The sequence below is a fragment of the Bacillus sp. S4 genome (assembly GCF_040838205.1).
Lineage (GTDB): Bacteria > Bacillota > Bacilli > Bacillales > Bacillaceae_G > Bacillus_A > Bacillus_A cereus_U.
Genome location: NZ_JBFPJI010000076.1, coordinates 1 through 13,896, shown reverse-complemented (window position 1 = coordinate 13,896; position 13,896 = coordinate 1). Strand labels below are relative to the sequence as shown.

Below are 13,896 nucleotides of genomic sequence, written 5' to 3'. Positions count from 1 at the left end.
GTATATTAGACAGGAGTTTCCAAATATAAAACCAGGTAGTGCTTCTTTTGACCTAGAGAAACTTTTTCATGCACTACCAGAAGAGAAACGAAAACTGGCAACATTAACTTCGAATCCAGTAAAAGAATCTGATATTTTTAGTTATACCTCTGATGAGCTTGCTGAGATAAAGAGACGTAAGCTGGCCGCCGTTACACAACATAAAAATGAAGAATGTTCTTCTATTTCTGTGAAAATTAGAAATGGGGATAACGTCTTGCGAACATGGGAGGGGAGTACGGATATTTCTACTTCAGCTAATTGGATCCCAGAAGATAGAAGTATATTTACAATTATTCCAATTGAAAAAGGAACTAACAAGGTGTACATAGAAGCAAATGCAACCTATCTTACATCTGCAAATGGTGAGGTGGCCGTTACAGGATTTCGCGCTTATGGACAAGTATGGACACTTGTTGATTATGGATTTGAAAGCTTCTCTTTAAAAAATAACCACGGACAATATTTATCTGTTCATGATACATCCGTATATCTTACTGACAAGCCTGATAAAAACACTATATTTGCCATTACTATTCAAAAAGATAAATGGAATGAGTGGTTAGCTAAATGGTATTCTAGCAAATAAAATGCAAGTTGATATAACCGCTAGAAGCTTTACAAACATTTTTAACGAGTAACGAACCAACAAGCCCATTTTCTGTACGTTAAGGAAATCGGCTACACAGATCCCTAAGTTGTTTTTAATCAAGCTTTATTTCAAACCAAAAATAATTCGCCCTTACGTTGAGTATATGTATTCAACGTAAGGGCCCTTTTAAATTCATACTTTAATTTTCTTGGTTAAGATAACGTATATATCTCGGCTGAACCCCTACTAGTATCAGTATGTCCAAGTTTACTAGATTTCTTGCACCAAAACCATCCCTAATACAGTGAAAAAGGACACCTTCGCCAGATACTCCTAGCAAGCGTGCCCTTTTACACTTTTCTATCAATGAAACTATTATTTTACTCCTACGTCATTCCAAGCTTTTTGCACAGCTTGATATGTCGCGCTATTAACGCCATCGTAATCAGCAACAGATTGTAATAATGCAGCACGTGCCTTGCTGAAATCACTAGTTGGTGTAAGGTACGTTGTTAAAGCACGGTAGTAGATTTTTTCTGCTTTTTCCTTACCAATAGCATTGATTGTTAAATAAGCAGCTTTATTTGGAATACCGCTATTGATATGTACGCCGCCATTGTCTCCTTCTTCTGTTGGTGGTAAATATTGATAGTCATTCATATGAGCAGGTTGGCCATACTTTTCAGGATTTGATAAGCTGCGAAGTGCATCTCCTGCAACTTTTGGCGTAGTTACAGCTTCTCCTAAATCCCAGTTGGCTGGATCAACGAAATATCCAAATACATCAGAAAAAGATTCATTTAGTGCCCCGGATTGATTTAGGTATTCAAGCTCAGCTGACTTGTCAGTTACCGCATGTGTTAGTTCGTGTGCAACAACATCAAGCGAACCTGAAAGCGGTGCAAATTCAACACCATCGCCATCACCATAAACCATTTGTTGTCCATTCCAGAATGCATTATTGTAGTTGGTTCCAAAATTGATTCCAGAACGAATTGTTGCACCTTTTCCATCAAAACTGTTACGGTTATGAACATTTTTATAATAATCATATACTTTTCCTGCATTAAAATGAGCATCAACTGCAGGAGCTTGGCTCTTATCTATCCAAGCATTATCTGTATCGAATAGAGCGTAATTATCTGGATTTTTCCAATCAGTGCCATGATTAGTTGTAGTTGTCTCAATAACGCCACCATTCATCGGCTTTGTTGTGTCTTTTAAATAGTATTTTCCATATTGACTGCTATAAGTTGTATTCAGGCTTTTTCGATCCCCTAATACGCCGTTGCCATAGCCTTTTTGCGGAGTATCTGCATCTGTAACTGCATTATATGAATTTACAATTGTTCCATCTTCTGCGTTTACATATATTTTCCAGTTTGCTCCATAAGGTTTAATGAATTGTAATTGTACTTTATAAGTTAAGTAATAATTCCCGTCTTTTTCATAAACAACTAAATCTGCCTTTTCATTTGTAGATTTTACAGTTTCCTTCATTTGTTCTAACGGAGTCCCATTTGTTTCTACAAATGTATCTTTTTTTGCTAGATTAATATGTTTCCATGCATTTGAAAGGGCAGTTTCATTTGAAATCTTTGCCTTTGTATTTCCTTTCAAACGCTCAGCGGCAGCGGGATGTACGTCTCCGTTTACCGTTGTTACTTTGCCATCACGATCTGTATGAACAATGAAACGTGCACCATCAACTGGAACTTTATTAATAGATTGAATGTACACATAATGTTTCATTCCTAAATCATCTGACTTTACTTCTTTCAGTGTTAAGTCAGTTTGTGGGTTGATTTTAAATAATTCTTTATTTTCTTCAAGGAATGATTTTACCGCCTTTTCTGAATCTACTTTTTTATCAGATAATTTTCCTGAAAGGAAAGATGGATTTCCTTGTTCATCATTCCACTTTTTTTGAACGACTTCCATTTTGTCTAAAGCTTCTTGCTGCGATACTTGTTCTGCTGCAAAGGCACTTGAAAATGGAGCACCTAAAACCATTCCGGTTGCTAGTAATGTAACGACGGATTTCTTCATATTTATTTCTCCTCTCAATACTATGTATAATAAAGATGCATCTTATTAAGGAATTATACAGAAAAAACATTATCTTGTTATCATTAATGTAAAATTGCATATTTTTTAAAAATTATAATATTTATAACTTTCTATCCGTTTCTTGTTGGGGTATGGAAATGATTCTGGGTATGAGGGGCCAATCTGTGTTACTTTAGGGGATAATTTGCGTAGTTTTTAAGTGATAAAGGGGTTGTGTAGCAAAAGAACCAAATCACACAATAAACAGTAGCGGACATTAGAAAGGTTAAAAAACACACTTTTTGAGACATAAACAACTATCAACTAATGTAAATATTCCCCCATTATGTCTCCCCTTTACAAAAGATAACTAATAGTGTAATATTACACTATTAGTAGAAATGAACACTAAAACCCATGAAGGTGATGTTATTTGAATAAAGAAACTGTAATTGATTTGATTTCTAAGAATGCTCGACTGATTCGTCTTGAAAGGGGATATTCTCAAGAAAAAATGGCCACTGTTCTAGGCATTTCTAAAAAGACACTGGTTCAAATTGAAAAAGAAAGAACATCCATTGGTTGGACGAATGCAGTCGTAGTTTGTGCTTTATTTAAGGATAGTCAAATCTTAAAACATATTTTAGGAGAAGAACCTTTTGAAGTAATTGAAACACTAGCTCACGATGGTATGAATACTCCAAAAGTAAAAACATTAGGTGGAAAAATGTTTTGGAATGAGATTGCGAAAAAAGGAAAGTTTCGAGTACAACAAAATGTGATTAGTCAGCATTTTCGTATTTTAGATGATAGTGAGTATCGTTGGTATAGCACGTTCGAAGAGGAAGAAGTCATGAATCGTTTTCACGAATTAACTAATGAGTAATTAAATTTTAAAGGAGTAATTACAATGGAGAAAAACAAGAAAGTCATTATATTAAATAGTCTATTAGTCGGAACTATCATACTAAATCTTTTTATCTTTACTTCACGTATGCGCTTTTTCCCTTGGTTTATTGAAGATGCATGGGGATATTGGGGAGTATTCCTTACTTCACCAATTTTAATAGGTATTTATTTTATACTAAGACATTTTCACAAGCAACAACTAGTCACAAATATAAATAAGACACTCCCATTATTTGTCGCAGTAACATCACTGATTATTGTGTTTTCACAGACAACTGATTTTTTAAATAATATTGCACTTGCAATTAACGTACCTGCAGTATTTTTTGCAGCGTATTTCCTATTCAATCAAAATGAAGGGGAAAAATAATTACGGATTTAGAATATCAATTTATTTTATAAAGCTTGAGCGTTTATCGCATCAAAAAGGAACTCGAGAAAGGAGTATAGGCTCTTTTCTCGAGTTCCTTTTTCTATCTATATGCAATTTATCATTTAAAAACTAAGCAAATTATCTCCTAAAGTTACAAATTACTATTTCTAAAATCAACCTTTATTGTATATTTGGGAGTTACTTGACGTTTCGCCTTTTTCGAACCTGAATAACACTAAGAAAATATAACCGATAATTGTTATAACCAAATAAACAAGTTGTTTTAGGGAGGCTTTATGTTAATCATTAGTGATTTTTTCTTTTTTAATACTCAAATGGCATGATAGACATTAAATGCACCTCTTCAGTTTCTTCTTTAGAATTCGTTACGACTTCGTTATGTTCAAAAGACATACTCGTTAGTATTGCAAATGCTACTAAATTTGCTAAAAAAATTTTTTGCATCTTCTTTTCTCCTCACATGTATTCCTATTAAATATAGCCAAGGGGAATATTTAATAGGAATACAAATACTTATTTTATCATTTGAAGTAAACAAATAATTGTAACAAGGGAAACCCCCTCATTTTTTGAGGGGGCTCCATCGCTTTGCTTGTCCACTTACTGTTGACAGGTATCGTAATATGTTTTCTAATTAACTGCGTGTGTTCTTGGTAATGCTTGCTCAGGGTCTTTTACAATCCAAGGAGTTGAAACAGCTGAACCGTCTGTTCTCTTTAACGTATACTTTGTTACCAGTTGATATACTGTTAATCCTGTGTTTTTACCATCTTTACTTGGAGTATTCTTTACAGTTGTTTCTTCCTTAGAGTCCGTAGTAGTTGTACTAATTTCTGTTTGTAATGTTTTTGAAATACTCGATTTAAGTGCTAGAGATGAGTCTCCAAATTTTAATCCTAAGTCTACTCCAAAGCTCATACCAACCGTTTCAGTCATCTTTTCTTGATCTGTTTTACTTACACCTTTTTTAAGTGTATACTGACGACTGCCACCAGCAGGAATAATGTCTGAATATGCTTTTTCCCAATATTCTTCTTTTACTAAAGTATAATATGGTGAATTGTGTATTTTTGTTTTATCACTCGCATTATTATCCTTTACCATAATTGATGGTATTAAAGCTGCCCCAACAACAACAGACTCTGAAGTTTGAGGTAATTGTTTATCAATAGGATCAATAGGAGGAATACTACTATAATCTGGAGCTTGTGGTCTTTCTCCTACAGTTGGTAAGGTTGGTAATGAAAAAGTACCTCGAGCAGCTGGAATGTGAAATAGCCTATCATTATCAGAAGGATTTGATTCATCCAAATCTACATAATCTAAATATCCACCCGGAACAGACGTCCCCGCCCAAGATGCAACTTTCCCAGTTCCTTGGTTCACAATTTCATAATTATTATTTCCCTTGTCTCGTAAATACCATTGTTCATTAGGGGAACCAGTCCATTTCGTTTGTCGCAAAGCCTGATCATTCAAAACAGGAGCATCACGAACACCATCAGTCCAATAGTAAGCTAGACCACCAAATGTTACAGGTTTTCCACTATTTTTGTTTACAATTGCATATGCTCCTCCATCAAGTGGGAAAAATACAAATTGTTCATTGTCACCACGGCTTCCATTATATAGAGTAATTCCTGCGTTATCAGAGTCCCATCCTTTATTTGGATATGTAAAATTACATATAAATACATATACATCAAGTATTATATATTAGGAAGTAATTCTTGATATTACTATTAATAGATGCTGATTTTATTATGTATATCTTTATACTAGTTTGTTATTCTATGTTATCGATTCATGTAGCGTTGTAATAAGGTTTGATTATAAAGAAATAACTAATCCTTATTTAAGAACAAACATCAAAAACTCCATTTTGAAAAAGTTTGACCAAAATGGAGTCCAGGTATACAGTACTTACCTTCTTTAACGATGGCTTTACGCTTACCTAATTACTACATCAAACGGGAGTTGGGGTGTTTTTCGGTTAGAATCAATACGATATTCTCCAAAACGATTTACATGTACGGTTATATAAGGGCTTAAATACGATATTAATTCTTCATTATATTCACACCCACTTTGTATGTAATGATGAAGAATACGAGATAAAGAAAATACATTATAAAAAATGAGACAATTTGCAACTAAATGATTATATTTAATGATTTTCCGTTGCTTTTCTCGATCATTTTCAGTAATAATTCCATCACCGCCAAAGAGTAACCACTTTGTAAAACCATTAAAAGCTTCTGATTTATTTGTAGCGGATTGAATCGTGCTTCTTAATCCAGCATCAGCCATGTATTGTAATAAGAATGTAGTTCTTATCACCCTTCCAAGTTCTCTAAATGCTTGATATAGCTTATTCTTTTTACTATATGTCCCCAATTTATTTAGGATAGTAGACGGTGTTATTTTGCCTGCTTTAATAGACATAGCTACTCTCATCATATCTGGATAATGATTTTGTATGAGTTCCCAATCGATTTCTCCGGAAAAAAGTTCATTAATATGTTCATATACTTCTTCCTTGCTAGGGCGAAATAGCTTCAAGTCCTTCCAATTCCGAATTCTAGGCATCAACTGAATTCCAAGCAAAGCTGATAACCCAAATACCGTTACGCTTTGCCCTTGTGTATCAGAATGGATAATATCAGGTTGTATTTCTACTTTATCATTCATTAAAATATCTAATATATAGACTCCTTCCCATACTCCACAAGGAATAAAGTTACTGAACAAAGCAATATAGGTATCTGAAACATGATAATATCCTATACCACCATATCCACCATAGCGAATATGATTTTCAGACAACAGATTTTGCTCATATAAATCCCACTTCGTTCCATCAGCTGAAGCACTTTTCCCATCACCCCAATATTTTGGTAGATCAAATTGATTATAGGCATTAATAATATATTGAATCGCTTTATCTAAGGCTTCATGTGTTACATGTCGTTGATTAATCCAAGCAATTTGTTTACGATCAAAAGTACTTAAAGAACGAGCTGTTTGAGTTGGTCCTAAATTACAACCATAGCAAAATACATTGGTAATATAGCGATCAACCGCATGATCTTGCTTTGCATCATAACCAGAAATAGGACCAAAAAAGCGAGTCCAATTTAGCCAATGTTCCGTATCAGCTAAAACATCTAATACATTAATAGGTTCTAATCTTTGGTATATATAAGACTCTAGCTCTTTGAGTTGAGGTGGATATTTCCGTTTTACTAGTTTTTTAATTACCACTTCACCATTTTAATACGTACTTGTTTATTATTATGAAATGATGAATCAACGGCCTGTGTAACAGATTGAAGTTCTTGATTCTCCATAAGAATTCCAAACTTCTACTGTTGGTATCGGTAAAAAGGCTTTTTTAGCAATGTGATGAATAATTGTTTGAGGAATATCTAAAAATTGTGGGAAAAACCCTAGTTTTTGTACGACTTTTATTAACACTAACAACCCCAATTGCTGAACATTTCCCCTTGATTTACATTCAGCCCATTGTATTTCTGCATGTAGCGGTGTATAGGATTCTTCTAAATCCTGTTCTGATAGATTGTGTTTTATTCTAGGATAAATGGTATCTTGAATGCTTGGCATGATTAACCCCTTATTATAATTTTATAATTCTAAATCATTTATATAATAAAACAGGAACCTATCTTATTTCCTGATAGGTTCCTTCCTTAAATGGAAAAAAAATTCAGTCGTGGCGGGTTATTCTTTGAATCGTTTCCGTACCCCTTCTACCGTGATCTAATCTCGAAGTTTCCATCAATAAAAAAGGAACTGACATAGGTCAGCTCCAATCCTAAGCTAACACACCCGTTAATTTAAGTACATTTATTCACAAAAGTGTAACACTTGACAAACTTCTTGTGAAAAATAAAGAATTGCCGAAACAACTTCATTTTTTAATTTGTGAATAAATAGTATTCAATTTTTTCTTCGCTAGTTTGAATATCTTTAATTTTTATTTGGTAGGTAACCATGTTACTATTGCGGTATTTACCTTCTTAGCGCAACAGCTGGCTCAGTATGAATAAGCTTATGACTTGCTATTATGCTTATTACGATGATAACAATAACTGTCACAAGAATAGAAAGCATCATTTGAGGTATCGTGATAACTAGGCTTAACCCAAAAGTAATACTTACAAGATAGACGCAACTGATTAAGACAGCATTAAAAACAGCTGCCATTCCCGATAACAACATATTTTCGCAGGTTATCATTCTTCGTATTGTACCTTTACTAAAACCTAGTGCAGATAACAGTCCTAATTCCCTATATCTCGAATTTTGTAATTTAACAAGCAGAATAACACTGATAAAGAGACCAATTGCTAAAATCAAAATAGATACTACTAAGAACAGACGGCTAAGGCTGTTAAAGGTATTTTGTAAGGCTGCAATTTCGCTTGAAACATTTTTACTGTCTATATCTTTTGCCTTCAGCATTTCACTCACAGAAACAATATCATCAAAACTTGTCACATCATAACTAATTGAATAACATTTTTTATCCTTATTATTCTTATAAAACTTCTGTTCAACATCACTGCTTACAATGAAATCATCATAGCCAGCATTAAAGATACCGCTTATCTTCAACTTGTACTCTTTTCCTTCATACTTTAATGTGAGTTTTTGACCAATTAAACCTTTGAAATTATTATTGAATTTTTTCGCAAGGCTTGGCGTAAGGGATATTTCATTAGCTCCTCTTTTTGGCATAGTTCCATAAGACATGCTTTCGGTAGCCTTTGGCGTTGGATATTTCTCAATCATTGTTTCAGATTTATCTTCTATGCTTAAAGACACATTATCAATTTTGTATTGATAATAAACATTTTCGATACGCTGATCAGATTTTAACAGTTGAAAAACTGTTCCGTCATCTTCCCCTTTGATGTAGCCATTGTTAAAGGCGGTGTTTTTTTCTTTGAAATCAGCAATAGACTGTTCCAGAATATTCCCTGAAGATAAGGACAACATAAAGGCAAGAATGCCGATAGAAATGGCTAAACTGACCAACATGTATCGCATGAAATGTACTTTGAAATTTTTAAGTCCTCTTTTAAAAGCAGAAACTCTTGCAGTCGGATTAAATGTAACCTTATGTTCGCTTTTTTCAGTGCCTTTAACCACTTTATTATCAGCAACAATTCTACCATTTTCGATAGACATTACCTCATCAGCGAAGTCACAGTTTTTTTGATCGTGTGTGATGACTATGACTAAACAGTCTTTTGATATTTCTTTCAAAATTTTCATTATTTCCGTTGAATTGCTACGGTCTAACGCTCCAGTTGGTTCATCTGCCAAGATAATTGATGGATTGCTAATTAACGCTCTTGCGATGGCAACTCTTTGCTTTTGACCACCTGAAAGATTTTCTATATTTTCATTTGCCTTTGATGACAATCCAAGTTGATTTAAAAGTTTCTCAGCATTATTGATGTATTCTGCTTTCCCCACAGGATGTAACTCTGAGGAAAGCAAGATATTTTCAAGCACGGTATGTCCACTTAAAAGATGATAGTTTTGAAAAACAAAGCCGATATTGTCTCTTCGATATGCACAAAGCTCATCTACTTTCATTCTACTAATTGATGTATCGCCTACGGATATTTCACCGTCATAGGTGCTGTCAAAGCCAGCAAGCATATTAAGAAGCGTACTTTTACCGCTACCTGAAGCACCTACAAGGCATATAAGTCCTTTGCTTGGAAAATCAAAACTCATATTGTCAAAAATAAGTGTTTCATCATACTTTTTTGTAAGATTTTTTATCTGTATCATTATCGATCACCAGTCCTAAGCGCTGTGGATACATTGACTTTAACAAAAGTAGAGATAGTTACTCCAAATGCCACAACTGCAACTCCCACTAACAAAAGTACACCTGTGAACAGCATTTTTGCATTTAAAATATCAACACTAAACTGGGCTTTTGTTACCAAATTGATAAGTGGAGATGTAACAAGCAAGAAAAGAATTGCCGTAGCCATTGCAATGACTGTTTCACTGAAAATGAGTAAGCTTAAATGCTTGTTATTATAACCGCTGATCTTATAAATGGCATATTCTCTTTTTCTCATAATGCCTGTAATAAGAAAGATCGCCATTACCATCACACCTGATAAAAGAGTAATACTAAGGCTTGCAGATTCAGTTTGTTCGGTCGTTTGTGCATTAAGTCTTACAATGTCCTCAACTCGTTCAAAATCGCCAATAGGAACGATACCTTTTGAATTTAACTCATCTTTAATAGAAATCATATCTGCTGGAGTTTTTGCACGAATGATAAAACCCATCTTTTCAGAACGGATTTCCGCTTGTTTTCTCATTTCACCGAGTGCAGTTTTACTAAAAAAGAAAGCATCATCAATGTATTGTTCCATCGTCTTTCCTTCATATTCATATACTAAATTTGCATCAATTACACCAACGATCTTTGCCTTTATTGAAACGTCTTTTAATAAAGGTTCACCACTTTCCAGATTATACATGGAACTATTGAAGGTGATCTCTTTTCCAATTGCTTGTTCATTATCGATACCTAATTTTTTCACAAAGCTTTCAGGAACAACAACCTCATTACTGTTTCCCATAGGCATTTTACCCGATAAAAGTTTGTTAATGTGAGGTACGCTACCAGTACTTTCAACTTTGTATTCTTTTCCATCAACATTGACATTTATATTCTTAATATTGTCTGGTATAAGCACTCCAAATCCAACTCGCTTATCATTTACAAATTGTTCATATAATCCACCTATGTTCTGTGTTACATCTGCCTTTGGTCCCTCATCGTTATTTCCCTCTGTACCGCTTGCACTTGTAAAATTATCAACTACGGTAATGTTCAATATTCCTTTATCATAAGTATCCAATAATTTATCAAACGCTGCCTGACTGCTGTTGTTAATTACACCATTCACTGTTGTAAGCAATAGGATCGCCGCAACCATAAGAGAGAGAGTTGCTACCGCAAAACGCCCAAATTTACTTTTTATATTAGATTTTGCAAGTGACAAAGAATTTTCCAGCGATAACTTAGGACGATTTTTCATTGTAAGTGTAGGCGTTTTTGTAAATGGAATTTCTGACTTTGAAATAAGCTTGCCCTTATCCAGTTCAAATATATGATCCTCTTCAGAAATTAAAGATGTATCATGGGTTACAACAATAACTGTTCGATTTTTAGAAATAGCTCTTAAAATATCCATTGTTATTTTTGCGTTTTTTCCGTCTAAAGCACTTGTGGGTTCGTCAGCAATAATGACTTTTGGATTTTTCATAAGTTCTCGTGCAATGGCAACACGCTGTTTTTGACCACCTGAAAGTTTTTTCACCTTTGTGTGTGCTAAGTTAAAGATCTTTAGATCTTTAAGGATTTTTTCAGCATTTTCTATATTTTTTTCACCTTTTAGATACTCTGACAACAGTACATTGTCTAAAACCGTAGCATCCTCAATTAAGTTAAAATCCTGCCATACAAAGCCAAATATGTTGTTGTAAAAATAACTTTTTTCATTGGCAGATAAATCTTTTATATTTTTACCGCGATACAGTACCTCTCCATCAAATTCTTGTTCCATACCACTCATGATTTTAAGAAGTGTGGTTTTACCACTGCCTGAAGAACCAACAATAAAGTTCAGTCCTTTGTTGATATTCATTGAGACGTTGTATAAAGCGAATTCACTTTTATACTGCTTCGATACATTTTTTATTTCAAACATTAACTTTATCCTCCATCAATTTATTTCTTCACAAGTGATAAAACTTCTTGATACTATTTTAATTAACTGTACAACGAAACTTCCCACTTGATTGGATAGTGTCATTTTACAGCAACCGATGTTAAATCCCTGTTAAGAAAATGCAAATATGCACAAAAAAATACAGAGCTTTAAAATATGAGGGTCATCCTCTATTCAAAGCTCTGTATTTACATTTTGCTTGATTTCATTTTATTTAGCGTTACCGTAAAGCAAGTACCACATGTTTCGTTGTCACTTACAGTAATAGTGCCTTTATGCTTTTTAACGATGGTTTCTACAATCGAAAGCCCCAAGCCTGCTCCGCCCATTTCACGGGAACGAGATTTATCAACACGATAAAATGGTTCAAAAATATTTTTCTTATCGATTTCAGAAATGCCTATACCTGTATCCTTTACAGTGATTAAAACCTTTTCAGCAGATCTACCCGATACTCCAATAGTGACGCTTCCACCATTCACATTATATTTTATACCGTTTTCAACAAGGTTATAAAACGCACGGTAAAGTAAATCTATATTCCCATGAATAACGCTGTTATCACCATTCAAAGACAATTGGACATTCTTTTCTTTAGCAATACCAGAAAGCTCGAAGATAATATCTTCAAATAAGTCTTCCGTAGTAATATTATTCTGTTGGATTATTTCATCCATATTGCTCATATCTAAAAGATTACCTACCAAACCTCTTAATCTGCTTGTCTGTTTTTCAATAACCGTAATAAGGGTGTGATACTCCGCCCTTGTGTGTTCATTTTTCTTTTTAAACACATCCACCTTTGTTTGCAAAACCGTAAGGGGGGTTCTAAGCTCATGTGCTGCACTTGCTGAAAACCGTTGTTGCATTTCAAAAGCAGCGTTTAGCTGATCAGTCATATTATTAAAGGACCCTGTAAGTTCCGCTATTTCATCTTTAGTAGGTGGTACGTCCAATGCCCTGGAAAGATTATGGGCATTGATGCTTTTGACTTGTTCGTTTAGATGCTTAAGTGGTTTCAAAGCCTTTCCAGATAAATAATATGTTAAGCCTCCACCAGCCAAAATGATAATCATTGCATATAGGATACTTTCCATACGGAAATTTACTTCTGCGTAATTTACATCTTGGTTCATATCCAATGGTGGGTATCCGTTGATTCCTTCTGCACCAACGATTCCCTCCTCAACAATAGTTTCTTCCTCACCAACGGTTTTAGCAGGTGTCATTTGAGTAGCCTCAATGGTTTCTGCCATTCTGTTGGCAGAAAAATTGAGAATAAATGTAAGTCCAATGCAGCATACTGCCAAAAGTACAGAAATAATTAAAGTGAGTCGCCAACGGAGCGATAGTTTTTTAATCATCATTTTTATCACCTTTTTGAGTAATAAAATACCCTTGGCCAATTCTTGTTTCAATCGGATCATAATTTAGAATTTCTTTCAACTTTTTCCTTAATGTTGCAATGTGGACACGAATAGCACCGCTAAAGCTATCTGCATTTTGATCCCAAATATGTTCAATCATTTCTTCTTGGCTTATGACTCTGTCTTTATTGAGTAAAAAATATTCAAGTAAAGCAAATTCTTTTTTTGTAAGGGAAAGTTTCTCATTACATACAAAAGCAATGCGCTTTGATAAATCTATGTTGATATCTCCACAGGAAACAAGACTGCTTTCCTGGATAAATCTCCTCCTTAACAATCCTCGAATTCTGGCTTCCAATTCTGCAAAATCAAAAGGTTTTGCAAGATAATCATTCGCTCCAAAGTCCAAACCTTTTACTTTATCGTTCACACTATTTCTTGCACTTAATATCAGTACCTTTAGTTCTGGCTTTTCATCTCTTATTTTTTCTAGGACCTCCAACCCATCCATTTTAGGTAGATTAAGATCCAGAACAACCAAATCATAATTTTCTATATATAAAAGTTCATACGCATCTTCGCCGTTATCACAGGTCTCCACCACATATCCATCTATTTCAAGCCCCTCTTTAATGGAGTGCTGTAAATCAAGTTCATCTTCCACAATGAGAATTCTCATTTTTAAAATCACCTCGTTTTTTAGTATACGCAAGCCAATGTTAAATCTTTGTTAAGATTCATGGCTTTACC

At 34.2% G+C, this 13,896-nt stretch carries 10 protein-coding genes and 2 pseudogenes; 3 read left to right on the top strand and 9 right to left on the bottom strand.

Annotated features, from left to right (window positions below; translation table 11 throughout):
* A pseudogene (locus AB3X48_RS10525) lies at positions 1 to 628 on the top strand (hypothetical protein); the annotation flags it as partial.
* A 378-nt stretch (positions 629 to 1,006) separates the two neighbouring features.
* Here AB3X48_RS10525 and AB3X48_RS10520 read toward each other — a convergent pair.
* Positions 1,007 to 2,680 (bottom strand): M4 family metallopeptidase, encoded by a 1,674-nt coding sequence (locus AB3X48_RS10520; protein ID WP_088099303.1) that lies wholly within the window; start codon positions 2,678 to 2,680, stop codon positions 1,007 to 1,009.
* Between the two features lie 433 nt (positions 2,681 to 3,113).
* Between AB3X48_RS10520 and AB3X48_RS10515 the strand changes: the two genes are divergently transcribed.
* Together AB3X48_RS10515 and AB3X48_RS10510 are read left to right on the top strand one after the other, a co-directional pair.
* Positions 3,114 to 3,566 carry a helix-turn-helix transcriptional regulator gene (locus tag AB3X48_RS10515; protein WP_088099302.1) on the top strand — a complete coding sequence of 151 codons (453 nt, stop codon included), beginning with the start codon at positions 3,114 to 3,116 and terminating at the stop codon, positions 3,564 to 3,566.
* Between the two features lie 24 nt (positions 3,567 to 3,590).
* A complete protein-coding gene (locus AB3X48_RS10510; protein ID WP_088099301.1) occupies positions 3,591 to 3,959 on the top strand; it encodes a hypothetical protein in 369 nt (122 codons plus the stop codon).
* 327 nt (positions 3,960 to 4,286) lie between these two features.
* On the opposite strand, the gene AB3X48_RS10505 is transcribed toward AB3X48_RS10510, so the two are convergent.
* The 8 genes and pseudogenes from AB3X48_RS10505 to AB3X48_RS10470 all read right to left on the bottom strand — a co-directional run bounded on the left by AB3X48_RS10505 (position 4,287) and on the right by AB3X48_RS10470 (position 13,825).
* The gene (locus AB3X48_RS10505; protein ID WP_165762441.1) at positions 4,287 to 4,427 is read right to left on the bottom strand and encodes a hypothetical protein; all 141 of its coding nucleotides are present in this window, start codon (positions 4,425 to 4,427) and stop codon (positions 4,287 to 4,289) included.
* Between the two features lie 186 nt (positions 4,428 to 4,613).
* A pseudogene (locus tag AB3X48_RS10500) lies at positions 4,614 to 5,648 on the bottom strand (RICIN domain-containing protein); the annotation flags it as partial.
* Positions 5,649 to 5,933: 285 nt separating this feature from the next.
* Complete coding sequence (locus tag AB3X48_RS10495; protein WP_246908225.1) at positions 5,934 to 7,247, bottom strand: Tn3 family transposase; 1,314 nt, start codon at positions 7,245 to 7,247, stop codon at positions 5,934 to 5,936.
* Between the two features lie 45 nt (positions 7,248 to 7,292).
* On the bottom strand, positions 7,293 to 7,607 hold the full coding sequence (locus AB3X48_RS10490; protein ID WP_106408185.1) for a DUF4158 domain-containing protein: 315 nt from the start codon (positions 7,605 to 7,607) through the stop codon (positions 7,293 to 7,295).
* A 408-nt stretch (positions 7,608 to 8,015) separates the two neighbouring features.
* A complete protein-coding gene (locus AB3X48_RS10485) occupies positions 8,016 to 9,812 on the bottom strand; it encodes an ABC transporter ATP-binding protein/permease (protein ID WP_088099299.1) in 1,797 nt (598 codons plus the stop codon).
* Positions 9,812 to 11,758: an ABC transporter ATP-binding protein gene (locus tag AB3X48_RS10480; RefSeq protein ID WP_088099298.1), complete on the bottom strand. Its 1,947-nt coding sequence runs from the start codon at positions 11,756 to 11,758 to the stop codon at positions 9,812 to 9,814. The genes AB3X48_RS10485 and AB3X48_RS10480 overlap by 1 nt, the downstream gene beginning before the upstream one ends.
* Positions 11,759 to 11,967: 209 nt before the next feature.
* Complete coding sequence (locus tag AB3X48_RS10475; protein ID WP_088099341.1) at positions 11,968 to 13,008, bottom strand: sensor histidine kinase; 1,041 nt, start codon at positions 13,006 to 13,008, stop codon at positions 11,968 to 11,970.
* A 127-nt stretch (positions 13,009 to 13,135) separates the two neighbouring features.
* On the bottom strand, positions 13,136 to 13,825 hold the full coding sequence (locus tag AB3X48_RS10470; protein ID WP_070138712.1) for a response regulator transcription factor: 690 nt from the start codon (positions 13,823 to 13,825) through the stop codon (positions 13,136 to 13,138).
* Positions 13,826 to 13,896: the final 71 nt, after the last annotated feature.